The organism is Flavobacterium xinjiangense (assembly GCF_900142885.1).
Classification (GTDB): domain Bacteria; phylum Bacteroidota; class Bacteroidia; order Flavobacteriales; family Flavobacteriaceae; genus Flavobacterium; species Flavobacterium xinjiangense.
Map to the genome: position 1 here is coordinate 42,456 of NZ_FRCL01000008.1, position 23,856 is coordinate 66,311.

20 protein-coding genes and 1 tRNA gene are annotated in these 23,856 nt (G+C 33.2%); 8 read left to right on the forward strand and 13 right to left on the reverse strand.

Annotation, left to right across the window (positions count from 1 at the left end; translation table 11 throughout):
• Positions 1–107: 107 nt before the first annotated feature.
• The 4 genes from BUC23_RS10885 to BUC23_RS10900 form a co-directional block, all read right to left on the reverse strand.
• The gene (locus tag BUC23_RS10885) at positions 108–956 is read right to left on the reverse strand and encodes a class I SAM-dependent methyltransferase (protein ID WP_073209335.1); all 849 of its coding nucleotides are present in this window, start codon (positions 954–956) and stop codon (positions 108–110) included.
• A gap of 179 nt (positions 957–1,135) precedes the next feature.
• Positions 1,136–3,007 carry a tRNA uridine-5-carboxymethylaminomethyl(34) synthesis enzyme MnmG gene (gene mnmG / locus BUC23_RS10890; protein WP_073209337.1) on the reverse strand — a complete coding sequence of 624 codons (1,872 nt, stop codon included), beginning with the start codon at positions 3,005–3,007 and terminating at the stop codon, positions 1,136–1,138.
• Positions 3,008–3,177: 170 nt separating this feature from the next.
• Positions 3,178–3,597: an rRNA maturation RNase YbeY gene (ybeY, locus tag BUC23_RS10895; protein WP_073209339.1), complete on the reverse strand. Its 420-nt coding sequence runs from the start codon at positions 3,595–3,597 to the stop codon at positions 3,178–3,180.
• Positions 3,594–6,902 carry a DUF4175 family protein gene (locus BUC23_RS10900; RefSeq protein WP_073209534.1) on the reverse strand — a complete coding sequence of 1,103 codons (3,309 nt, stop codon included), beginning with the start codon at positions 6,900–6,902 and terminating at the stop codon, positions 3,594–3,596. The genes ybeY and BUC23_RS10900 overlap by 4 nt, the downstream gene beginning before the upstream one ends.
• Positions 6,903–7,064: 162 nt before the next feature.
• Here BUC23_RS10900 and gltX point away from each other — a divergent pair, with 162 nt between their 5' ends.
• Positions 7,065–8,570, forward strand: a complete 1,506-nt coding sequence (gltX, locus tag BUC23_RS10905; RefSeq protein ID WP_073209341.1) for a glutamate--tRNA ligase — start codon at positions 7,065–7,067, stop codon at positions 8,568–8,570.
• A gap of 33 nt (positions 8,571–8,603) precedes the next feature.
• On the opposite strand, the gene BUC23_RS10910 is transcribed toward gltX, so the two are convergent.
• The gene (locus tag BUC23_RS10910; RefSeq protein ID WP_073209342.1) at positions 8,604–9,245 is read right to left on the reverse strand and encodes an outer membrane beta-barrel protein; all 642 of its coding nucleotides are present in this window, start codon (positions 9,243–9,245) and stop codon (positions 8,604–8,606) included.
• 77 nt (positions 9,246–9,322) lie between these two features.
• Here BUC23_RS10910 and BUC23_RS10915 point away from each other — a divergent pair, with 77 nt between their 5' ends.
• The gene (locus tag BUC23_RS10915; protein ID WP_073209344.1) at positions 9,323–10,321 is read left to right on the forward strand and encodes an SPFH domain-containing protein; all 999 of its coding nucleotides are present in this window, start codon (positions 9,323–9,325) and stop codon (positions 10,319–10,321) included.
• Between the two features lie 20 nt (positions 10,322–10,341).
• On the opposite strand, the gene BUC23_RS10920 is transcribed toward BUC23_RS10915, so the two are convergent.
• The 4 genes from BUC23_RS10920 to BUC23_RS10935 form a co-directional block, all read right to left on the reverse strand.
• Positions 10,342–10,638, reverse strand: coding sequence for a DUF6327 family protein (locus BUC23_RS10920; protein ID WP_073209346.1), 297 nt, complete (start codon positions 10,636–10,638; stop codon positions 10,342–10,344).
• Between the two features lie 3 nt (positions 10,639–10,641).
• Entirely contained in the window at positions 10,642–10,995 is a 354-nt protein-coding gene (locus tag BUC23_RS10925) for a competence protein (protein WP_073209348.1), read from the reverse strand.
• Positions 10,996–11,035: 40 nt separating this feature from the next.
• On the reverse strand, positions 11,036–11,368 hold the full coding sequence (locus BUC23_RS10930; RefSeq protein WP_073209350.1) for a YtxH domain-containing protein: 333 nt from the start codon (positions 11,366–11,368) through the stop codon (positions 11,036–11,038).
• A 304-nt stretch (positions 11,369–11,672) separates the two neighbouring features.
• Entirely contained in the window at positions 11,673–13,775 is a 2,103-nt protein-coding gene (locus BUC23_RS10935; protein WP_073209352.1) for a glutamine--tRNA ligase/YqeY domain fusion protein, read from the reverse strand.
• Between the two features lie 103 nt (positions 13,776–13,878).
• Here BUC23_RS10935 and folB point away from each other — a divergent pair, with 103 nt between their 5' ends.
• Positions 13,879–14,238 carry a dihydroneopterin aldolase gene (gene folB, locus BUC23_RS10940; RefSeq protein WP_073209354.1) on the forward strand — a complete coding sequence of 120 codons (360 nt, stop codon included), beginning with the start codon at positions 13,879–13,881 and terminating at the stop codon, positions 14,236–14,238.
• A gap of 105 nt (positions 14,239–14,343) precedes the next feature.
• Positions 14,344–14,414: transfer RNA gene (locus BUC23_RS10945), tRNA-Cys, on the forward strand.
• Positions 14,415–14,969: 555 nt separating this feature from the next.
• Here the strand turns inward: BUC23_RS10945 and BUC23_RS10950 are convergent.
• The 3 genes from BUC23_RS10950 to rnr are packed head-to-tail and all read right to left on the reverse strand — an operon-like array spanning position 14,970 to position 18,551.
• Positions 14,970–15,650: a LysE family translocator gene (locus BUC23_RS10950; protein ID WP_073209356.1), complete on the reverse strand. Its 681-nt coding sequence runs from the start codon at positions 15,648–15,650 to the stop codon at positions 14,970–14,972.
• 37 nt (positions 15,651–15,687) lie between these two features.
• Positions 15,688–16,353 carry a head GIN domain-containing protein gene (locus tag BUC23_RS10955; protein ID WP_073209357.1) on the reverse strand — a complete coding sequence of 222 codons (666 nt, stop codon included), beginning with the start codon at positions 16,351–16,353 and terminating at the stop codon, positions 15,688–15,690.
• Positions 16,354–16,358: 5 nt separating this feature from the next.
• Entirely contained in the window at positions 16,359–18,551 is a 2,193-nt protein-coding gene (gene rnr / locus BUC23_RS10960) for a ribonuclease R (protein ID WP_073209359.1), read from the reverse strand.
• A 119-nt stretch (positions 18,552–18,670) separates the two neighbouring features.
• On the opposite strand from rnr, the gene BUC23_RS10965 reads away from it, so the two are divergent.
• The 3 genes from BUC23_RS10965 (at position 18,671) to BUC23_RS10975 (ending at position 21,325) form a co-directional block, all read left to right on the forward strand.
• A complete protein-coding gene (locus tag BUC23_RS10965; protein ID WP_073209536.1) occupies positions 18,671–18,904 on the forward strand; it encodes a hypothetical protein in 234 nt (77 codons plus the stop codon).
• Between the two features lie 751 nt (positions 18,905–19,655).
• Positions 19,656–20,084, forward strand: coding sequence for a ribose 5-phosphate isomerase B (gene rpiB, locus BUC23_RS10970; RefSeq protein ID WP_073209361.1), 429 nt, complete (start codon positions 19,656–19,658; stop codon positions 20,082–20,084).
• 98 nt (positions 20,085–20,182) lie between these two features.
• Positions 20,183–21,325, forward strand: a complete 1,143-nt coding sequence (locus tag BUC23_RS10975) for an ATP-binding protein (RefSeq protein WP_073209363.1) — start codon at positions 20,183–20,185, stop codon at positions 21,323–21,325.
• Here BUC23_RS10975 and BUC23_RS10980 read toward each other — a convergent pair.
• Entirely contained in the window at positions 21,304–21,603 is a 300-nt protein-coding gene (locus tag BUC23_RS10980) for a DUF1294 domain-containing protein (RefSeq protein ID WP_073209364.1), read from the reverse strand. The genes BUC23_RS10975 and BUC23_RS10980 overlap by 22 nt on opposite strands.
• A 118-nt stretch (positions 21,604–21,721) precedes the next feature.
• On the opposite strand from BUC23_RS10980, the gene BUC23_RS10985 reads away from it, so the two are divergent.
• Positions 21,722–23,845, forward strand: coding sequence for a Tex family protein (locus BUC23_RS10985; RefSeq protein WP_073209366.1), 2,124 nt, complete (start codon positions 21,722–21,724; stop codon positions 23,843–23,845).
• Positions 23,846–23,856 lie beyond the last annotated feature (11 nt).

Below are 23,856 nucleotides of genomic sequence, written 5' to 3' on the forward strand. Positions count from 1 at the left end.
TATCAAAACCCGATTCAATAGCTTTCATATAAAAGGACTTCTCAAAAAAGACAACAAATCATATAGTCAAACCTTAAATCAGCTTCTAAATAAGCTTAAAACGAGATTTAGCTGTTTTTTATGATGTAAATATGGGATGAATACTCCAAATTCTTCTTCGCTTTCCAATTCGACTGTAAACCGACGAAAAAGGCTTTTATAAAATTCATTTTCCCAGTTTTATATTTTTCTGAAAGCAAGGCAACATAAAAAGAATCAAACTTCATAGGAAGCACTTTTATAAGTTTCATTTTTTCTTTTTGGAAAAGAGACTGTATCGCCGTTTTTGAAAAATGCCAAAAATGAATAGGCACATCATAAGCGGCCCAAAAATTTCCGTAATGTTTTGCATCGAAAGATTTGAAATTCGGTACCGCAATAATTAAAGTCCCATTTGGTTTTAACAGTCGTTTCAATTCTTTTATCTGTTCGTCTAAATTAGGAACGTGTTCCAGAACGTGCCACATCGAAATAACATCGAAAGATTGATTTTCCAATTCCGTTGTTTTTTCGACAAACGAAACGCCTTTGCTTTCCGCAATCGTTTTTGCTTTATCACTTGGCTCTACTCCTATTGTCTGCCAACCATTTTGTTTTGCTACCGATAAAAAATCTCCGGTTCCTGCTCCGATATCCAAAATCCTTCCTTTATCCGGTTGCAGCGAATTAATCAAATCAAGTTTGTTTTTTAGCGCAATGTTTTTCACAAAATGGTACGCTTTTTCAAACAACGAACGCTTACTGTCTGTATGTGAAATATAATCCACGCTTTCGTAGTACTTTCCTAAATTTTCTAAACTAGGTTGCGGAGATGTAATCAACATGTCCAAATCTTCGTCATGATACAAATCAAATGTTTCTTTAGAAACGGAATAATCTTTAACGGTTAAAAAATGCTTTTTGTTTGAAATGTCCATTTTTAGTTTTCAGTGGTCAGTTTTCAGTGGTCAGTTTAACACGATTCCTGAAAATTATATTTATAAATTAATTAATAGTTTCACGTGGAACAATTTTTACTATTCAATATTCATTATAGGTCGCAGATCAAACTGACGACTGTAAACTGACGACTGTAAACTGATTACTGAACACTTTCTTAACGTCCCATATAAATCAACAACACCGAAACATCGCTTGGAGAAACGCCACTAATCCGTGAAGCTTGAGAAATAGTCACCGGCCTAATCTTGCTCAGTTTTTGCTTTGCTTCAATTGACATCGATTTGATTTTATTATAATCAAAATTTTCCGGGATCTTCACATCTTCCAATCTAAGCAATTTATCCGCGTTGTTTCTTTCTTTTTCTATGTATCCAGAATACTTCACTTGAATCTCGGCTTGTTCTAATATTTCCTGATCCACATCGTTTTCTGCAATATATGTTGCCACCTTTTCAAATTTCATGATGTCTTCCAAATCAATTTGCGGACGAGAAAACACCTTAAACATTTTATCGCCTTGAGTTATAAGTGCCGTATCTTTTGATTCTAAAATAGGATTTGCTTCCGCAACAGAAACACTCGTTTCTTTGAAGAAAGCAACCATTTTCTCCGATTGATTTAATTTGTGTTCCATTCTGCGCAAACGCTTTTCAGAAGCCAAACCAATTTCATGAGACATTGGCGTTAATCTGAAATCGGCATTATCCTGACGCAATAACGTTCTGTATTCTGCACGAGAAGTAAACATTCGGTAGGGTTCTTCCGTTCCTTTGGTAATTAAGTCATCAATTAAAACCCCAATATAAGCTTCGTCTCTTTTTAAAATTAACGGCGCTTTTTCATGCACTTTTAAATGCGCATTAATTCCCGCCATCAATCCTTGAGAAGCTGCTTCTTCATATCCAGTGGTTCCATTTATTTGTCCTGCGAAATACAAACCTTCAACCAACTTCGTTTCCAAAGTATGTTTCAATTGTGTTGGTGGAAAATAATCATATTCGATTGCATATCCAGGACGGAAAAATTTCACTTTCTCAAAACCCACAACGGAACGCAGCGCTTTGAATTGAATGTCCTCGGGAAGCGAAGTGGAAAAACCATTTACATAAACCTCACAGGTATTCCATCCTTCTGGCTCAACAAATAACTGGTGTCTTTCTTTATCAGCAAAACGATTAATTTTATCTTCTATAGACGGACAATATCTTGGTCCGAGACTTTTTATTCTACCATTAAACATTGGCGAACGATCAAAACCCTCCCTTAAAATATCATGCACATCAAGAGAAGTATAGGTCATATGACAAGATCTTTGATGAATCAAAGGCGAAGTAACATCAGAATATGAAAACTTATCTGGTTTCGCATCTCCTTTTTCTTCGTTCATTTTGGAATAATCCAAAGAACGACCATCCACTCTAGGAGGAGTTCCCGTCTTCATTCTTCCGGCTTGAAAACCCGCGTTCACTAAATCCTCGGTGATTCCGTAAGCAGCACTCTCGCCTGCTCTTCCTCCGCCAAATTGTTTCTCTCCAATATGTATCAATCCGTTTAGGAAAGTTCCATTAGTAAGCACAACTGATTTAGATCGAATCTCTACTCCAAGCGAAGTGCGGATTCCTTTTATCTTTCCGTTTTCAATGATTAAACCTTTTACCATTTCCTGATAAAAATCAAGATTTGGAGTTCCCTCTAACATCATACGCCACTCTTCAGCAAAACGCATTCGGTCACTTTGAACCCTTGGCGACCACATCGCAGGACCTTTGGACTTGTTCAGCATCTTGAATTGAATCGCCGTTCTGTCGGAAACAATTCCTGAGTAACCACCCAAAGCATCAATCTCTCGAACTATCTGTCCTTTGGCAATTCCTCCCATGGCAGGATTGCAAGACATCTGGGCGATGTTCTGCAAACTCATTGTAACCAATAAAGTTTTGGAACCCAAATTAGCGGCCGCGGCTGCAGCTTCTGAACCTGCGTGACCCGCGCCAACAACAATTACATCGTATTCTTCTTGAAACATTTTCTTCTTATTTTGTTCTGAGAAAACTCAGGTTTAAGATTCAGGCAGGATTTGAACCGCCTAAACCTTGGTTTTATTTTATTGTTCCACGTGAAACATTTAATACCGGCACAAAGTGATTCTATAATTGTTCCACGTGAAACAACTTTCTTTATTCCGTAAGATCCGATTTATCGTTCCACGTGGAACAACGCAATCTTTTCATCTTCTTTATTACGCATCAACAGTTCATCTGCTTCACCTTTGTCTTTATATCCGCAATAATGCAGAACACCATGAACCAAAACACGTTTCAATTCTTCATCAAATGCAACATTAAAATCATTAGCATTGTCTTTTACTCTTTCAACAGAAACGAAAATATCGCCACTAATCTCATTCCCCATCGTGTAATCAAAACTGATGATATCGGTTAATGTATCGTGATTGAGATATTCCAGATTGATTTTATGCAAGTACTCATCATCACAGAAGATATAATTTATCTCTCCCTCTTTCTTGTTTTCCGAAGTAATAACATTGGTTAACCAGGCAGCAATTGCTTCTTCGTTCTCTAAAGTAAAGTCGGTTTCGTAATTAAAATTGATCATTTTTTATTAAAATATTCTTGAACTTTTTGATTAAAATTCGAGCGCAAAGGTAAGGATTGTCTATTTAATATTTCGATGCTATTCAAATAATCTAATAAAGCGGATGGCAATGCATTAGATTGGTTATTAAATTCCTTTTTATTGGTTTCAGATTGCCGTTTATTTTCCTGTCCTTGTTGCTGAACCGCCGTGTTTAATTTCAATAATTCCTGTTTTACATTCAGAATTTTTTGAAGCGTCTCGTTTTTAAATCCTTTGTTCAAAAGCTGTTTTTCTATTTGCTTCATTTGCTCCAAAGCACTTTGGCCGTTTCCTCCTAGCCCCTGTTTGTTTAATTCGTTTTGTAACGCTTCACGCAGTTCCTTTTGTTCTTTGTAAATTTCCATTATTGCTTTGGCATCTCCTTCACCGTCTTCGCCGTTTTCCCCATTTTGTCCAGCACCCTTTTTTCCTTTTTCTCCATCGCCTGGCTTTTGTCCTTCTCCCGGCTTCTTCCCTTTCTCTATTCCATCTTTCATTTTTTCACCAAGTCCTTCCTGTTTTTTAATAATATCCGGCAATTGCATTCCTTGGCCCTGACCTGGTTTTGGTTTACCTGAACCCATTCCGGACAATGACATTTGCATGCCATTCAGAATTTCACTCAGAAAATCCGCCAGCTTATTGGCAGCAGAAATCGTATACTGCTGATGAGATAATCCTTTTGGAATTTGTGAATCTGCTAAAGTCTCCAAAGATTTATCAATATTGTAATGTACATTGCCTATTTCTTTTGTGACGTCCTCAGCAATTTTTTGGTTTCGCAAAGACATAGCAAACAAACTATCATCAACATGTTTGAACTGCAGTTTTAAATTCTGCTGTACTTTAATGTTTTTATTAAAAGAAGGAGATCCTGTTTTCAGCCCTTTGAACTGAATCATTACGTCTTCTTGAGATAATGAAAACGCCAATAAATTATCCAAGATTTGTCTCAACATTTTGACATCTTCCTGTAATTGTTCCTTCTCAGAACCTTCCATACTTTGTTCCATTTTCATGGACATCTCTTTCATTTTCTTTGCCGCACTTTTTTGTTTCGCTTTAGCTTTCGATTGGCTTAGCTTTTTTAATTCTTCGGAAGCTTTCTTTAAATCTTCATCAATACTTTTTTCCTTCTCCGCATCTTTAGGAAGATCCATTGGAGATTTCAGTTCCTTGTTTTCCTTTTCCAAATCTTTTAAATCTTCTTGAATTTTATCGAAAGCATCATTTATCTCCTGCTGTTTCTCTGATTTATTTTCCTTTTCGTTTTCCGATAATTTATCTTGCTTCTCAGAAAGCTTGTCTAATTTATCGGCCAATTGTTCCGCTTTTTTACCTACATAATAACGCTTAGTCAGCTCCACTAATTGCGCTAAATTTTTAGTTTGGTTTTTACTGTTTTGTTTGAATTTCTCTAATTTATCCAGCAAGTCTTCATTCTTGATTTTATCATTCAATGCTTTTAGTTCGTCCAATAATTTTTGATTTTTCTCCAAATCCTTATCGGCTTTATCCAAACGTTTTTGTAAATCTTCTTTAAGTTCGTCCTTTTTATCCGTTTTGAACTTATCTAAATTATCTTTCATTTTCTCCGCAAATTCCTTCATCATTTCATCCTGTTGCTTTTGACGATGGATAAAATCATTTACTTTCTGCTGATCATTGAATTCCAAATTATTTTTTTCTTTTCCGCTCTTTTGAATTTTTTCAATGGCAGAGATTTGTTTGTCCTGATTTTTTAAAGACTTCTCCAAACTATTAATATTATCATTTTGCTGCTTCAAAACCTGATCTTCCTTTTCTTCATCTGTAGAAACTCGATTCGAGAAAACAGATGATTTAGTGCTTTTAAAACGATGGATTGCATCATTATCAAAAACCTCAAAATAATAATCATACGACTTGCCTTGTTCTACCGGAAGGTTTCCAGGGAAAGTAAATACGAACTGATCAAATACGGATGCCTTCACAACAATTGTTCCACGTTTGGCAGTTTGTGGCTTGTCTCTTTCATAATACACCACATGAAGCTTAGACAATCCATAATCGTCAGAAATTCGGCCTAATACATAATTTTTTTCCACCTTCAAACTATCAGGAGCAGTACTAACTTTGATTGTTGGATACTGATCCTTGACTATAGAAAGCTGATAATCTAACTTTTCATAGTTTTTTACTTTATCATTCGACGTAAGAATTTGATATTCTGTATTTTGAAGAATATATTTTGATAAACTGAACGTGTTTTCAGCTTTCGAAAAAGGAAAAACAGATGATGCATCCTTCAAAACCACATTTTGAGTCGCTTGCGTATTCATTTTCCAGGTAACTCTGGTTCCTTCCGGAATAATTGCATTTCCGGTTCCTTTGATGTATTCCGGTTTTCTATTGAGATAAGACGGGAAATTTAATACCATTTCAAAATTAGAAATAGACGGAACTGTCACCACTTTCAATTCATAATCCTCAGAAGAAATCCCATTGGCCTCCACGTGAAACAATACGTCTTTAACTGGTTTCGAAATCTTAAATTGGAAATCCCCCGATTTAGTGGTTTCCATAAAATAACTTTCATCATCGATAAAAATTGTCGCGTTTTCAGGAACAACTTTCCCTATGGTTTTTACTCGAAGTATGAAATCTTTATTTTGTTCTGTTTGCAGATTACTATTTAAAAGAATGAATTTAAATGGAGCCGGAGGCAAAAATGGCGAATTGAAATGCACTACCCTATTCAAACTTTGAGAAATTATTGTACTATTACCCGACAAATAAAACAGCGATAAAACCACAATAGGAAACAATGCAAGAGGTAAAAACTTTTTATTCTTATTTAAGTTAATCGCGTTTCCAAAAGGAATCGGTTGTAAGGTTCTAGCTTTTTGCTCTATTGATGCTGCTAATAATTCGGATTTATGCTGATGACTATCAGCATCTGATAATTGCAGAAAATTAGTCAGCTTATCGCTTACTTCTGCAAAATGATTTCCGATAATGCTTGAAGCCTGTTTGTAATCAATTCCTTTTTGTAGTTTGAATAATTTAAATATTGGAAACAAAATAAATCGGAACAACAGGAAAACTTCAATAGCAACAAAAGTCCAAAACAAGAGCGTTCTTCCCATTGGCTTAAGCCAAAGAAAATACTCCACAAAAAGAGTGAACAAAAAATACAACAACCCTAAACCGATGAAGAATAACAATCCCCGAATCAGTTCATTGGTGTAATACTTTTTGATAAAAGCCTCTAGTTTTTGAAAAATAACATTTCCTGTTTCCAAAATTTCTAACTTATTTGTAATAACCAATAAAAGTACTAATTTTTAATTAGAAAATTTATCAAATAGAAGATTAGAAAATGCACTAATTGTCTGAATTATCTAATTGCAATCCTTTCCAAATTATATAATTAGAGTTGTATCTTTGCCACAAAATTTATAAAAATGTCGAAGCAAGTTCGTGTGCGTTTTGCACCAAGTCCAACTGGACCTTTACATATTGGCGGAGTTCGTACCGCATTATTCAATTATTTGTTTGCCAAAAAAAATAATGGTGTGTTCTTCTTAAGAATTGAAGATACCGACCAAAACCGTTATGTTCCAGGTGCCGAAGAATATATCATGGAAGCACTGGAATGGTTAGGAATTGCGCCAGATGAAACCATTGGAAAGAATGAAAAATTTGGTCCTTACCGTCAAAGCGAAAGAAAACATTTGTACAAACAATATGCTGATCAGTTAATCAATTCTGGTAATGCGTATTATGCTTTTGATACAGCCGAAGCTTTGGATACGGCAAGAAAATTAGAAGAAGAACAAGGTAAAACCTTTATATACAATCACCATAACAGAGAAAAACTAGACACTTCTTTAATTATTTCTACTGAAGAAACTGCCAAAAGAATTGCCGATGGTTCCGCTTATGTTATCCGTTTTAAAACTCCGGTGAACGAAACTTTACATATGCATGACATCATTCGCGGTGATGTAAAATTTGAAACGAATCTTTTAGACGATAAAGTTTTGTTTAAAAGCGATGGAATGCCAACCTATCATTTAGCAAATATTGTGGATGATCATTTAATGGAAACTTCTCACGTAATTCGTGGTGAAGAATGGTTGCCATCATTGCCTTTGCATGTTTTATTGTACAGAGCTTTTGGTTGGGAAGCACCAGAATTTGCACATTTACCATTGATTATGAAACCTATCGGGAACGGAAAATTATCCAAACGTGATGGTGACAAAATGGGATTCCCTGTATTTCCATTGGATTGGAAAACCGAAGAAGGTGTTTCATCAGGATACAGAGAAAAAGGATTTTTCCCGGAATCAGTTATCAACTTCCTGGCTTTATTAGGTTGGAATGACGGAACGGAAAAAGAATTATATACACTTGAAGAACTAGTTGCTGCATTCGATTTAAGCCGAGTACATAAAGCCGGAGCTAAATTTGACCCAGAAAAAAACAAGTGGTTTAATCATCAGTATTTGGTAAAACAAAAAGATGAAGATTTGGCGAAAGCCTTCGCTCCTATTTTGGCTGAAAAAGGTTTCACTGTTTCTGAAAACATAGTGACAAAAGTGGTTTCTTTAATCAAAGAACGCGCCCACTTTGTTTCTGAATTTTGGGAAATGAGTGATTTCTTTTTTGTGGCTCCAACTTCGTATGATGAAAAAGCAAGCAAAAACTGGAAGGAAGAAACTCCAGCATTAATGCAGGAATTAATCTCTGTTGTGGAGGAAATAACCGATTTTACTTCTATGAATATCGAAACAATCGTAAAAGATTGGATGACGAAAAATGAAATTGGAATGGGGAAAGTAATGCAACCGTTTCGATTGAGTTTGGTTGGCGCATTGAAAGGCCCTCACCTATTTGATATCGTTGAAGTAATTGGAAAAGACGAAACGATAAATAGAATTCAAAAAGCAATAGCTACTTTATAAAAGCAAAAAAGCTCCCAAATTTGGGAGCTTTTTTTATAAATATAGAATCAAATCTCCATTGATAATTCCTGGATTTCCTTTGAAATTTACGCCTAAATTCTTCGTGTTCAAGTTACCCAGCATATTGTTCAGTCCATATTGATAAGAGACATTAACTCGGAAATGGCGAACTCCGGCCGTTATTCCAACTGTTGGATAAAAATTAAACTTAGAAATATCAACAATATCTTTGGCTAACAATGTGGTTCCTGAAATGTTGTTGTTTTCTTTATTCGAATCAATTTTAAATTTTCCGTTTACTTGAACTAAAGGCCCAAACTCAACACTTAAATGATTTTCGATCAATTTGTAACTCAACTGCAGCGATATTTGAGCTGATGGTAATTTGTAATTCACCTCTTCATTTGCTAAAAAAAAGCTTTTGGTGGCAACCGTAAAATTATTTTCACTAAACTGCAAGGCATAAACCATATCCCAATCATTATAGAAATTTCCTCTCACGGAAAGTCCACCGTTCCATCCTGAACCTGGTTTAGTCTGGAAATTATTGGTATTCAATGTAAATTGATTTACTCCAAAAGTAATTCCGATCCTATTTGCATCTCTGTAATTATATTGGGCAAAAGCAACCATTGAAATGAGTATAAAAACAGTAGTAAAACCTATCTTTTTCATGTTTTAAAATTTAATCACGGCAAACCTAAAGTTTTTTTGTAATTTAACACTAACTTTTTAATTAAATTATTCATACTATGAACATTACACTAATTATTCTATTTGTCTTCGCATTATTTATCTTACTTTCTTCCTTTTTTACTGTCAAACAACAAACCTCCGTCATCATTGAACGCTTTGGAAAATTCTTGAGTGTCAGACAATCTGGACTTCAACTGAAAATTCCTTTAATTGATCGAATTGCCGGACGCGTTAATCTAAAAATTCAACAATTAGATGTTATTATCGAAACCAAAACGAAAGACAATGTTTTCGTTAAACTAAAAGTATCAGTACAATTTATGGTCATCAAAGAAACTGTTTACGATGCTTTTTACAAACTGGAATATCCACACGATCAGATTACTTCTTACGTATTTGATGTCGTTCGTGCTGAAGTTCCAAAATTAAAACTAGATGATGTTTTTGAACGAAAAGATGATATTGCAATTGCTGTAAAAAGAGAATTGAACGAAGCAATGACCACTTATGGTTATACGATTATCAATACTTTGGTTACTGATATTGACCCGGATATTCAAGTGAAAAATGCGATGAACCGAATCAATGCAGCGGATAGAGAAAAAACGGTGGCAGAATTTGAAGCAGAAGCCTCCAGAATTAGAATTGTAGCTAAAGCCAAAGCAGAAGCAGAAAGCAAACGTTTACAAGGACAAGGAATTGCGGATCAGAGACGTGAAATTGCAAGAGGTTTAGTAGAAAGTGTGGATGTTTTAAACAAAGTTGGTATAAACTCTCAGGAGGCTTCGGCGCTTATTGTGGTAACACAACATTATGACACATTGCAAGCCATTGGCGCAGACGCTAACTCTAATTTAATCTTGTTACCCAATTCTCCTCAAGCCGGAAGCGATATGCTGAATAATATGGTCGCTTCTTTCAGCGCGTCTAACCAAGTGGGCGAAATGATGAAAAATAAGAATAAAAAGAGAAAACCAAAAGCAGACGAGGAACATCATACAAATACAGGTCATCACACACTTCCCGCTCCGGAAGAACCTGAAATAGAAATATAATACTACAAAAAAAAAGAGGCTTAATTGCCTCTTTTTAATTTTGATACCCATTTGAGAACCGTTGGAAAAGCCTTGGAAACAAAAGGAACTGCTTTAACAACGTATGGAATGGCAAGATTTATTAGCGTCCCGTAATTACCTGAAAAAGCATTCAACGAAGAACCTATCACTCCACTGACAATGTTTTGTGGTGTAAAACTCTCTTTCGTTTTTTTAATCCCGTAAACCAGTTTTTGATAACTGATTTCCTTTTCAATTTTCAATATTTCCAATTCCCTATCAATCTGAGAATAGGATGAATATTTTTTTGTTTCCATAATTTAGTCGTCGTTAAAAAATATTTCAGAAAATTTCTCTAATACTGATCCTTCAAAAAATCTTTCTCTGATGGTGAATAAAAGACCTGTTAAGACAAGGTATACTCCTGCTATGCTTAAAAATCCTAATGGATAACTGTCTAAATATTTGCCAATTGCCAACGCTCCTGCAATGGAGCAAAATAATAAAACAATGCCAAAACATATAAAAATCAACGTGAACTTAAGAATCATGGTGGTTGATTTCATTGCAACCTTAAAACCCCATAATTTATAATAAGCCACATTGCTTTCCAAAAAAGACTGCATCTGTTCCTGAATATTCTCTGTGTTTTCTTTTAACTCTTCAAAAGCCATATATCTGTTTTTTAATATCAATTAGTATTGGTAACCAATATTATTTTTGAAGCTTCGCATTTTGCTCTTTCAAACTAGCCAATTTATCTTCTAAAAAAGTAATTACATCTTCCGTTTTATGACTCACATTGGAAAGCATCTCATCATAAGTATCCTGCAAATTATTTTGTTTGAAAAGAGCAATCTTATGTTTCAACTCATCAGATGCGCTTTCATATTTATGTTTCAAATTATTTTTGGTATCATCATATCCATCTTTAATTTTTCCTCTGGTTCTGGAACCTTTGTCCGGTGCATATAAAATTCCGAATCCAGCTCCAATAGCTGCACCAGTTAATAAAGCCAATAATGTACTTCCTGCGTTATTTGACATAATTTCTGTTTTTATTGTTAATAATCTAAAAGTACGGATTTTATTAACATCGTGTTGTTAACAAGCCGTTAAATTGCTTTTTATAAGACCAAAACACTAAATAAAGCACGCTGTTGTTTAAAAAACAACTAAACGTAAATCAAGTGGTAAAACTTTAAAAAACGCTATAAATTTAATTTATATAGGTCTTTTTTAATTACTAAATCTTATGTTTTCTACGATTTTAATAAGAATTTACTATAATAACAAAAAGCGCCCGTTAAAGGCGCTTTCAATTGAAAAAATCTATATCGTTAATGAAGCGTTATAATTTCAAATCATTTAATAATTTTAAAACTTTCTCGTTTTTTTCTACATTTTTAATTTCCGAAAGTTGAGTTTCAAAAAGACTGTAATTATTTAAATCATTTTGCAAATTCTCTATTGCTAAAATTCTAACAGCAGCCATTTGACTTTTTAAAGACATTGAATACAATTTAGTCAAAGCTTCTTCTTCGATGTCTTTAATTTTAACTTTATCAGAATAGTGCAAAATCAAATTAGAAAACAACAAGGAGTTATTATCGTTTTTAATGTTTTTGACAATTGTGTTAATAATTAAACTGTAATTATCAATACTTTTTATGTTTTCAATGACAGAATTTAAAATCAAAACAGCATTATTCTCGTCCTTTTCCTTCACGTATTTATTGATTTCCTTTTGGGTATTCATCAATAAATTTTCTTCTTTCTTGCCTTTTTCTTCCCAAGCATCTTTCAATCCAACCGTTTTATTAAAGACAATTTTACCTTCAGTAGTATCTTTATCAACATTGAAATAGCCCAAACGTTGAAACTGAAATTTATCATCTGATTTTACGTCAGCTAAGCTTGGTTCTACAAATCCTTTTACAATTTGCAAAGAATTGGAATTCATAAATTCCAAGAAATTTTTCTCTTTATGACTGTCTGGCGCTTCATCTATAAACAAACGATCATACATACGAACTTCGGCCTCTAAAGCATGTTTAATAGACACCCAATGCAAGGTTCCGGCCACTTTACGTTGACTGGCTTCGCTCCCACTTCCGCTTCGGCTGTCTTCATCATAAGTCACATGAATTTCAGTGATGTTTCCTGCAGCATCTTTTACAACACTTTCTCCTTTAATGATATAAGCATTTTTTAAACGAACTTCTCTACCTAAACTCAATCGGAAAAATTTAGCTGGAGCTTCTTCAAGAAAGTCTTCTCTCTCAATGTATAACTCTCTTGAAAAAGGAACTTTTCTGAATCCTGCACTTTCATCTTCCTGATTATTTTCGGCTTCAAGCCATTCTTCTTTATCTTCAGGATAATTTGTAATTACTAATTTTATCGGGTCTAAAACAGCCATAACTCTTGGAGCTGTTTTGTTTAAATCTTCACGCAAGCAAAATTCCAAAAGCGAAAAATCAATAATATTTTCTCTTTTGGCAACACCAATTATTTCACAAAACTTACGGATAGAAGCAGCGGTATATCCTCTTCTTCTTAATCCTGAAATAGTTGGCATTCTTGGATCATCCCAACCGTTTACTATATTTTCCTGAACCAGTTGCAATAATTTTCGCTTGCTCATTACGGTGTAATTCAAGTTCAAACGAGCAAATTCATATTGATGTGGTCTTACTTTTGAGTCATCATAAATTTGGTCCAAAAACCAATCATATAACTCGCGGTGCATCACAAATTCAAGTGTACAAATAGAATGAGAAATTTGCTCTATATAATCACTTTCTCCGTGTGCATAATCATACATAGGATAGATATTCCAATCGTTTCCTGTTCTATGATGATGACGGTGTAAAATACGATACATCAATGGATCACGCATCAACATGTTCTTAGAAGTCATATCAATTTTGGCGCGTAAAACATGACTTCCTTCCGGAAAATCACCGTTTTTCATTCCTTCGAATAAAATAAGATTTTCTTCTATCGAACGGTTTCTATAAGGACCATCAACTCCTGGTTGTGTTGGCGTTCCTTTTTGAATCGCCATATCCTCAGAAGATTGACTGTCAATATATGCTTTACCGTTTTTAATCATGGCAACTGCCCATTCGTATAACTGCTGAAAATAATCAGAAGAGTACAATTCTTCGGTCCAATTAAAACCCAACCATTTCAAATCTTCCTTTATGGCGTCTACATATTCCTGCTCTTCTTTAGCTGGATTGGTATCATCAAAACGCAAATTAACTGGCGCATCGTACTTTAATCCTAAACCAAAATTTAAGCAAATAGATTTGGCATGGCCAATGTGCAAATAGCCATTAGGTTCTGGTGGAAAACGAAAGCGCAATTTATCTTGAGGAAAACCGCTTGATAAACTGTCTTCAATGATTTGTTCTATAAAATGGAGCGATTTTTCTTCGGTTGACATAATTTTTCTTAATTTTAGCAAAGATAAAAAAAAGGTTTAAGGTTTAAGGTTTAAAGTTCATACTAAGAACCTGAAAATTTAAAGCCGAAACAGTAAATAAAAAATGGGATTTATAAAATTAAAAAACATCAGAACCTTCTCGTATCACGGTTGTTTAGTTGAAGAGAGCAAAATAGGTTCCGATTACAGAGTAGATTTAAAAATAAAAACAGATTTACAAAAGTCTTCACTGTCGGACGAACTGAGTGACACGGTTGATTATGTGCATTTAAATCGAATTGTAGAAGAAGAAATGGCTATCAGATCCAACTTACTGGAACATGTGGCGCAACGCATTATCACGAGAACATTCAAAGAAATTCCTTCTATTTCAAGAGTAATTTTAGAAGTTTCAAAATTAAATCCTCCTATTGGCGGTGATGTTGAAGCAGTTACTGTCGAAATGGATGAATCGAGAAGTTAAGTTAATTACTAATTAAGAAATGCTGATTAAGAATTTTTAAAACTTTGTGGTTATTGGCTTTCCTTTTTTAACTTTTTTAGTATATTTGCACACCAATAAATAATTGGCGTCGTGGCCGAGTGGCTAGGCTGGGCTCTGCAAAAGCTCCTACTCCGGTTCGAATCCGGACGATGCCTCTAAAACCTTCAAAGAAATTTGGAGGTTTTTTTATGTCTAATTTTTTAAAAAAAATAAGTAAAGTTATAGTTCGAATCCGGACAATACCCAAAATTATTCAAAGCAATTTACAGGTTTTTTTATGTCTAATTTTTAATAAAAAATAAACATCTTCTCGAATTTTAAACCATTAAGATATTAAGAAAATTAAGTTTTAAAATATTTTTGAATGAGCTTAATATCTTAATGGTTTAAAAATTAAAATGCTCATAATATTACTTCAAGAAACATTAAAAAATAAAGATAATATGAATCAGACATAGAATTTATTACAAGTTTTTTTAAAACTTATATGCCTTATATGTTTAGAATTTCAAACCATATAAGGCATATAAGTTCATTTAAGAAACTGTTACTTTTGTAATTCCGAGTAACGAGGAATCTTATTTTATTAAATCTGTTTTTTGTTAGTTTTATACTTAGTGGGAAATGATAATTGTAAAGATAAAAAAAAGCCTAAATCAGAATATTTCTATCCGATTTAGGCTTTATGTATTTTTGAAATAAAAACTTCTTTACTTATTCTCAATCTTCTCAAACGCTTTTTTAACCATTGCTTTTTCTTCCGGGAACCAACCTTGGGTAATTAAAACAACACCAAAAATCATTAGAACAACACTGATTCCTTTTTTGATTTTAAGAATATTATTGGGTGTCAATTTATTTTTTAACTGTTTGGCTAAGATTATTTTAATGCAATCTATAAATAAATAAGATAAAATTACCGTTGCAAAAAAGGTAATCATTCTGGAAGTTTGCATTTCCAGTTTTGGACCAACAGAAATAATAATTGCCAGCCAAAAACCAAGTACACCAATGTTAATGATATTTAAAAAAAATCCTTTTACAAAAAGACTTGCATAATTCTTCTTTATAATCTCCTTGTCAATTATATCGGTATTTACTTTTTCTTCTTTTTTTAATTGCAAAAAAGAAATAATACCATATGCCAGCATCAATATTCCACCAAAAATAAAAAGAGCCGGCTTATCTTTTAAACTTTGAATCAGTCTGTAACTGCCTAAATAAGCAATTCCTATAAAAACAATATCACCACAAATTACACCTAAGTCAAAAACTAATGCTGCTCTAAATCCTTTTATAATACTGGTTTCCAGTAAAATAAAAAAAACAGGACCTATCATAAAACTTAAAAAAATTCCCCACGGAATACCGGATAAAATATCGTTTACCATTAAAATTTAAAATTTATCAAATAGAATTGCAAAACTATTATTTTTCTGTGATAGTTCCACCAATGAAAACTTCTTTATTAATTTGCTTCGGTTTTCCGTATATAAAAATCGACCCTCCGGCTTTAACTTTTGCATCAACCAATGTTGTTGCCTGTATTTCTGCATTTCCTCCAGCAGAAACGCTTATTGAGGTTTGTGTCGTATGTAAATCTTTTGCTTTTAGAATACCTCCGGAAGTAATAACAACATCTTGATTAGTCGCTTTTCCTGATAATTCAATTATCCCTCCAGCATTTGCTTTTACATTCACTTTATCAACATTTATGTCAATATTGATCTCCGCACCTGATTTCGCATTCAGATTTAATATCGTTTGTTTGAACTCCGTTTCACTTGAAACATAACTTCCTTCACTTGCAGAGATGCTTTCAATATTTTTAAAATACAATTTAACGACGATGTTATTTCCTGATAATAATTGTGGAAATGGCATTCTGATTTTTAATTCTCCATTTTTATTAACAGTTTCCACTTCGTCAGCTCTGTCTCCAGTTATAACAACTTTATTTTCTGAGGAGGAAATTAATTTGACATTGATTTTATCGAAAACTTTGACTTCATCAAAATCTCCTAAGTTTCTACTTACTTGAGCGTTTGTTAATTGGCTTAATAATACAAAAGCAATAATCACTAATTTTTTCATTTTTTTTACTTTAACGGTTCTTCAATTCTTCTTAAAAAATTAAAATCCAGTTGTTTTTTAACTAAATCGGCATTTTTTACTTTAACGTAAATTTCATCACCTAATTGTAATAATTTTCCAGAAGTTGCGCCAGTTAATGCATATTGTTTTTCGTCAAAGGTGTAATAATCGTCTTTTATATCACGAATTCTACACATTCCTTCGCATTTATTTTCTATAATTTCTACATAAATTCCCCATTCCGTCACACCAGAAATAACACCCAAAAATTCTTGATCCTGATGATCTTGCATGTATTTTACCTGCATATATTTGATAGAATCACGTTCTGCATTTGTTGCTAAACCTTCCATTGTTGAGGAATGCACACATTTAGTTTCATACGTTTCTTCATCGGCTGATTTTCCACCATCCAGATAATGCTGCAACAATCGATGCACCATTACATCGGGATAACGACGAATTGGTGATGTAAAATGAGAATAATATTCAAAAGCTAAACCGTAATGCCCAATGTTATCTGTAGAATATTTCGCTTTACTCATACTCCTAATCGCAAGAGTATCAATTAAATTTTGTTCTTTTTTACCATTCACTTCTTCCATCAACGCATTCAGTGATTTTGAAATATCACCTTTGTTTCTAAAATCAATTTTATAACCAAACTTTGCAATCAAAGTTTGCATGGCAATCAATTTATCTTCATTTGGTTCATCGTGAATCCTGTAAATGAACGTTTTCTTTTGTTTTCCAATGTATTCTGCCACTTTTCTGTTTGCCAAAAGCATGAATTCTTCAATTAGATGATTGGCATCTTTAGAAACTTTAAAATAAACACCTTGAGGTTCACCGTCAGCATCTAAATTGAATTTTACTTCCACTTTATCAAAAGAAATAGCTCCATCAGCCATTCTTCTTTTTCTGAAAATTTTAGCTAATTCATCCATTTTTAGCGTCGCAGCAACAATTTCTGGAGAAACTTTATATGAACTACCAGTTATAGAAATTTCTTCCGGAATAACATCGTCTTTCGTCTCTATGATATATTGTGCTTCTTCGTAAGCAAAACGCTGATCCGAATAAATTACAGTTCTACCAAACCATTGGTTGACCACTTGCGTTGTTTCGGTTATTTCGAAAATAGCGGAGAATGTATATTTTTCTTCATTTGGTCGTAACGAACAAGCAAAATTTGATAAGACTTCTGGTAACATTGGCACTACTCTATCCACTAAATAAACCGAAGTTGCTCTCTGATACGCTTCATCATCCAGGATTGTTCCTTCTTGAAGATAATGGGAAACATCGGCAATATGAATACCAATTTCGTAATTTCCATTTTCTAATTTTTTGAATGATAAAGCATCATCAAAATCTTTGGCATCTTTTGGATCTATGGTAAAAGTCAACGTATGGCGCATGTCACGACGTTTGGCAATTTCACTTGCTTCTATCGATGTGTCTATTTTTTGTGCAAACGTTTCTACTTCTATAGGAAATTCAGACGGCAATCCGTATTCAGCAAGAATGGCATGAATCTCTGTATCGTGTTCTCCTGGTTTCCCTAAAACTTTTATTACTTTTCCAAAAGGACTATCTGCTCTGGCTGGCCAATCTTCAATATGAACTAACACCACATCGCCTTGCTCCGCTTCTCCTATGTTATCTTTTGGAATAAAAATATCCGTGTACATTTTTGGATTAGCAGTAGAAACGAAAGCAAAATTTGGTTGAATATCAATTACACCAACAAAGTCGGTTTTATTTCTTTCGATAACTTCAATTACTTCACCTTCTGCTTTTTTACCTTTTCTTTTATTGTAAACGTAAACCTTTACAATGTCTTTGTCTAAAGCGTGATTCAAATTATTTGTTGGGATAAAAACATCCTCTTCCAGTTCAGAACAAACAAAATAAGCTGTCTTACGACCAGTCATATCAATTTTACCTTCGTAATAATCTTTACTAACTGCTTTAACTAAATATTTTCCTGGCTCTGATTCTATGATTTTATTTTGGGAAGCCAGAATCTTCAAATCTTTAATAATTTGATTTCTGCTTTGGGTATCGTCAAGCTCCAGCTTTGCTCCTATTTGTTTATAATTGAATGCTTTATTAGCACTTTGCGATAATATTTTTAATATTTTATCAGAGAAATCTTTCTCTTTTTTGATCGGCTTTCTTAATCTTTTACTCATACATCTTTTCTTATAAGCTATAAAATTACGAAATAGTTGATGGTTATCAATAAATGGTTAACAGAATTAAAGAAAATATAACTTTACAGAATAGTTGTATCTTTATAAAAACAATTAAAATGGAAGACTTTCAAACCATTGCTATTTTCAATTATTCGCATGAAATTGTTGTTCTAAAACATATTTTAGATCAGGACGGAATTCATTATTTTTTCGAAAACGAAACCACATTATCCGTTGCTCCTTTTTATTCTGCAGCTTTGGGCGGAATTAAACTAAAAGTACATCCAAACGATTTTCAAGCGGTACAAGATATTTTAGACGATCTGAATAACAATCTTAGAATTGTTTGATTAATCATACCGTTTACATTTCTAAAACTTGAATTTAAATTTTTTAAAACTTAAATGTTATCAACATATATTAATATAATAAAAAAGAAAAATTAAATTTAAATTATTTTTTGGTTGTTATTATAGCTTGTTAATAATGGCAATAAATTTATTTTAAAATGTATTGAAATAAAGTTTTAGGATGTTATATAGAGTTATCAACATACTTATTTTTTAGTAAAGGTTTAGTTTTAAAGAGGTTTTAATTTTTAATTAACAATGGTTAATAAAGTAAAACGAATCACTTTTGTAAATAAGTATTTTTAAATATTTTGTTAATAAACTACTTTTTAATATTAATAACTATTCTAAAAATTCACCAAACAAAATTTGGATTTCTAATGTGGGTTTTGGATTACTTATTTTTTGGTTACAACCCAAAAAAACTTCTAATATTATATCTAAAGTTATAAACAATCTATGTTAATTTAAAGTTAACTGAATATCAAGCAATTAAGTTTTGCTATTAACAATGTAAAAAATTAACAAATTTATTATATAATCCACATTGATTTCCAGTCGTTTATGCATTTAAAAGAATTGTTAATAAGTGCTAATTTGGTAACAGTCTGGTAGTTATAGAAGCAATAATATACTATAGTTTTAATGGTTAATTTGGACTGGATTACTGTATTAAAGAACGCTAGAATTAAATTCAACAAAACTTAATTTCTTTATATAAATTTGCAGCACACAACTTAACTCATTACAAATGAAAATCTCCATAGGAAACGATCACGCCGGACCAGAATACAAAAAAGCAATTGTTGAAATGCTTAAAGCAAAAGGACATGAAGTAACTAATTACGGAACTGATTCTGCAGATAGTGTAGATTATCCTGATTTTGCACATGCTGTTGCAAATGACATATCGGAAGCAAAAGCTGATTTTGGTATCATTATTTGCGGAAGCGGAAACGGAATCGCTATGGCAGCCAATAAACATGCTAAAGTTCGTGCCGCTTTATGTTGGATGAAAGAAATCGCAACTTTGGCTCGCCAGCACAATAATGCTAACATCATCAGTATTCCTGCTCGTTATACTTCTATACCACAAGCGGTTGAAATGGTGGATACTTTTTTAAATACTGAATTTGAAGGTGGAAGACACCAAAATAGAGTGGATAAAATTTCTTGCTAGAATTTTTTTACTGACTGAATTAACATTAATTCAGTCAACGTGCTGACTGAATTACTATTTTTTGATTATATTTGGTTTAGATTTTTAAATCAAGTAGAATGGAAAATTATTTTAAAAGAGCACTATTTCAAGATTTTGGAAAAAAAGTACTTCCTAACAAAGTATTGATTTTATTGGGTGCTCGTCGCGTAGGGAAAACCGAACTAATAAAAAATTACCTTCAAACCATTCTAACCGAAAGTTATTTGCAACTAAACGGAGAAGACATCAATGACGCTAATTTACTCAAAGAGCGTTCTGTAATTAATTACAAGCGATTATTACACAATATTAATTTACTGGTTATAGACGAAGCCCAAACTATTCCTGATATTGGTTTGATTTTAAAGCTTATTGTGGATTCTATTGAGGGAATCAAAATAATTGCCACAGGTTCTTCTGTATTTGATTTAAACAATCATCTTGGCGAACCCTTAGTAGGACGAAAAAATACTTTATATCTTTTTCCACTGGCACAAATAGAATTTTCGACGCAAGAAAATTACAAACAAACTACAGAAAATTTAGAGCAACGATTGTTGTTTGGCGGTTATCCGGAGCTGATTCAATATTCAGATTGGGAAGATAAAAAAGAGTATTTATTTGAAATCATCAATTCATATTTACTCAAAGATATTTTAGTTTTTGAAGGAATAAAACATGCCGATAAAATTTATGATTTACTGCGTTTGATAGCCTATCAATTAGGGAAAGAAGTTTCGTTGCAGGAATTAGCAAATCAGTTGCAAATGTCCAAAAATACAGTTGCAAATTATTTAGATTTACTTTCAAAAGTGTTTATTATCTTTAAAGTGGAAGGATTCAGTCGAAATCTCCGAAAGGAAATTGTAAAATCCAGTCGTTGGTATTTTTATGATAATGGAATTAGAAACGGCATTATAAATAATTTTAATCGATTGGATTCCAGAACAGATGTAGGCGATTTATGGGAAAACTATCTCGCTTCAGAGCGAATAAAAAAGCAAAATTATCAAAAAACGAAAACAAATAATTACTTCTGGCGTACTTATGATCAGCAAGAATTAGATTGGTTAGAAGAAAAAGCGACTACTTTGGCTGGTTACGAGTTTAAATGGAATGAAAATAAAAAGACAAAAATTCCAACCGCTTTCGCAAAAGCGTATCCGGAAGCTACTTTTGAAGTAATTAATAAAAGTAATTATTTAGATTTTATAATGTGATTTTCATTTAAAATGCCAAAATAAAATAGGACTCCAATAATTAAAATTTGGATAAATACAATTCTGTAAAACTTAAAAAGATAGTATTTTTTAGAAGTTTTATGTCTAAAAATATACATGGCTAATACCGAACCAATTGTACCGCCAAAAGCAGCAAAAGATAAAAGGGTTTCTTCGGAAATCCTTTTTTTATTGGCAATCGCCAATCGTTTATCATAAGCTGTAATTATAAAAGCTAAAATATTTAAGGTCAAAAAACAATATAATAATAAAGTCATAATTGATATAAATTTGAAGTGAAAAGCTATTATTTTAGCTAAAAATTAATTAGACAATTTCATTTTTTCTAATTAAAACTTTTTCAGATTAATACATTTAAAATTATCTAATTACAGGATGACCAATATACAATTTATAGCGAAATATGTTTCGACGGAAGCAATTAATATTCAAAACACGGTTCAATTATTAAAAGAGGATTGTACGATTCCGTTTATTTCCCGTTATCGAAAAGATACAACCGGAAATCTGGATGAAGTTTTTATTGAGCAAATTGCCAAATTCCAAAAGGATTACGAAGTTATTGTAAAAAGGAAAGAGGCAATTTTAAAATCTATTCAGGAGCAAAATGCGCTTAGCACGGAATTAGAGAAAAAAATCCAAAACAGTTTCGACTTACAGGAATTGGAAGATTTTTATTTGCCTTATAAAAAGAAGAAAAAAACCAAAGCTGATGTTGCCCGAGAAAACGGATTAGAACCGTTGGCCAAAATCATTATGGCACAAAATAATGACGATGTTGATTTTATTTCTACCAAATACTTGAATGAAAATGTCATTAGTGAAGATGCTGCGCTGCAAGGTGCGCGCGATATTATTGCCGAATGGATTAATGAAAATATTTATGTTCGTAAACAGTTGAGAAGATTGTACGAACGTAAAGCAACTATCACCACCAAAGTAGTTAAAACAAAGAAAGACGACGAAGCAGCGCAGAAATTCAGTCAATATTTCGATTGGTCAGAACCGTTGACTAAAGCACCGTCGCACAGATTATTGGCAATGCTTCGTGCGGAAAATGAGGGTTTTATTAAGTTTAAAGTAGAAGTCGATATTGATGAAGCGTATGATATTATTGACGCGTTAGTTTTAAAAAGTCAAAATAAAACCACGCCACACGTACAATTAGCGATTGAGGACAGTTACAAACGATTGTTGAATCCGGCAATTTCAAATGAAGCTTTGCAGGAAGCTAAAGTTAAGGCTGATGCCAATTCGATTCAGGTTTTTGCGAATAATCTTGGACAATTATTATTAGCACCGCCTTTGGGTGAAAAAAGAATTCTAGCGATTGATCCAGGATTTAGAAGCGGTTGTAAAATCGTTTGTCTGGATGAAAAGGGGGATTTATTATACAATGAAACGATTTATCCGCACGCACCTCAAAAAGAGGAAGCCATGGCGATGAAAAAAATTCGTTCGATGGTGAATTCGTATAAAATTGATGCCATTTCTATAGGAAACGGAACCGCTTCACGTGAAACTGAATTCTTTATCAAGAAGATAGCTTTTGATAAACCGGTTCAGGTTTTCATCGTTTCCGAAGCTGGTGCATCCGTTTATTCCGCGTCTAAAATTGCTCGAGAAGAATTTCCTAATTATGATGTAACGGTTCGTGGCTCGATTTCTATTGGGAGAAGACTTTCGGATCCTTTGGCCGAATTGGTAAAAATTGACCCGAAAGCCATTGGCGTAGGCCAATATCAGCATGACGTGGATCAAAATAAATTAAAAGAAGAACTGGATAACACGGTGATTCGTTGTGTGAATTCCGTGGGGATAAACATCAACACGGCGAGTAAACATTTATTGAGTTATGTGAGTGGAATAGGAGAGAAGCTGGCCGAAAATATTGTTCAATATCGTTCTGAAAATGGTCCTTTCACCGATAGAAAACAACTCAAAAAAGTGCCGCGATTGGGTGAAAAAGCGTACCAACAAGGTGTGGCTTTTATACGAATTTCGAATGCAAAAAATCCTTTGGATAATTCAGCCGTGCATCCGGAAGCCTACGGAATTGTGGAGAAAATGGCCAAGGATTTGAAATTGACGGTGAATGATTTGATTGCCAATACAGAAAAAACGACTTTAATAAAGCCAGAAAATTACATCACGCCAGAAATAGGTTTATTGGGATTGAAAGACATCATCAAAGAATTGGAAAAGCCAGGATTAGATCCAAGAAAATCGGCTAAAGTATTTGAATTTGACCCGAATGTAAAAACCATAAAAGACGTAAAAACCGGAATGATCTTGCCTGGAATTGTCAATAACATTACCAATTTTGGTTGTTTTGTGGATATTGGAGTCAAGGAAAGTGGCTTGGTTCACATTTCTCAACTCAAAGCGGGTTTTGTGAGCGATGTAAATGAAGTGGTAAAACTTCACCAGCACGTTCAGGTAAAAGTAACGGAAGTCGATGAAGACAGAAAACGAATTCAGCTGACGATGATAATTTAAACCATAAAAAA

Excerpts from the sequence above, each read along its gene's own strand:
- BUC23_RS10950 (WP_073209356.1), bottom strand. The coding sequence starts at position 15,650 with ATGGTAAACGATATTTTATCCGGTATTCCGTGGGGAATTTTTTTAAGT.
- BUC23_RS10965 (WP_073209536.1), top strand. The coding sequence starts at position 18,671 with ATGGAAGACTTTCAAACCATTGCTATTTTCAATTATTCGCATGAAATT.
- BUC23_RS10930 (WP_073209350.1), bottom strand. The coding sequence starts at position 11,368 with ATGTCAAATAACGCAGGAAGTACATTATTGGCTTTATTAACTGGTGCA.
- rnr (WP_073209359.1), bottom strand. The coding sequence starts at position 18,551 with ATGAGTAAAAGATTAAGAAAGCCGATCAAAAAAGAGAAAGATTTCTCT.
- BUC23_RS10935 (WP_073209352.1), bottom strand. The coding sequence starts at position 13,775 with ATGTCAACCGAAGAAAAATCGCTCCATTTTATAGAACAAATCATTGAA.
- BUC23_RS10980 (WP_073209364.1), bottom strand. The coding sequence starts at position 21,603 with ATGACTTTATTATTATATTGTTTTTTGACCTTAAATATTTTAGCTTTT.
- BUC23_RS10955 (WP_073209357.1), bottom strand. The coding sequence starts at position 16,353 with ATGAAAAAATTAGTGATTATTGCTTTTGTATTATTAAGCCAATTAACA.
- BUC23_RS10920 (WP_073209346.1), bottom strand. The coding sequence starts at position 10,638 with ATGGAAACAAAAAAATATTCATCCTATTCTCAGATTGATAGGGAATTG.
- mnmG (WP_073209337.1), bottom strand. The coding sequence starts at position 3,007 with ATGTTTCAAGAAGAATACGATGTAATTGTTGTTGGCGCGGGTCACGCA.
- ybeY (WP_073209339.1), bottom strand. The coding sequence starts at position 3,597 with ATGATCAATTTTAATTACGAAACCGACTTTACTTTAGAGAACGAAGAA.
- BUC23_RS10975 (WP_073209363.1), top strand. The coding sequence starts at position 20,183 with ATGGAAAATTATTTTAAAAGAGCACTATTTCAAGATTTTGGAAAAAAA.
- BUC23_RS10925 (WP_073209348.1), bottom strand. The coding sequence starts at position 10,995 with ATGGCTTTTGAAGAGTTAAAAGAAAACACAGAGAATATTCAGGAACAG.
- BUC23_RS10915 (WP_073209344.1), top strand. The coding sequence starts at position 9,323 with ATGAACATTACACTAATTATTCTATTTGTCTTCGCATTATTTATCTTA.
- BUC23_RS10985 (WP_073209366.1), top strand. The coding sequence starts at position 21,722 with ATGACCAATATACAATTTATAGCGAAATATGTTTCGACGGAAGCAATT.
- BUC23_RS10910 (WP_073209342.1), bottom strand. The coding sequence starts at position 9,245 with ATGAAAAAGATAGGTTTTACTACTGTTTTTATACTCATTTCAATGGTT.
- folB (WP_073209354.1), top strand. The coding sequence starts at position 13,879 with ATGGGATTTATAAAATTAAAAAACATCAGAACCTTCTCGTATCACGGT.
- gltX (WP_073209341.1), top strand. The coding sequence starts at position 7,065 with ATGTCGAAGCAAGTTCGTGTGCGTTTTGCACCAAGTCCAACTGGACCT.
- BUC23_RS10885 (WP_073209335.1), bottom strand. The coding sequence starts at position 956 with ATGGACATTTCAAACAAAAAGCATTTTTTAACCGTTAAAGATTATTCC.
- rpiB (WP_073209361.1), top strand. The coding sequence starts at position 19,656 with ATGAAAATCTCCATAGGAAACGATCACGCCGGACCAGAATACAAAAAA.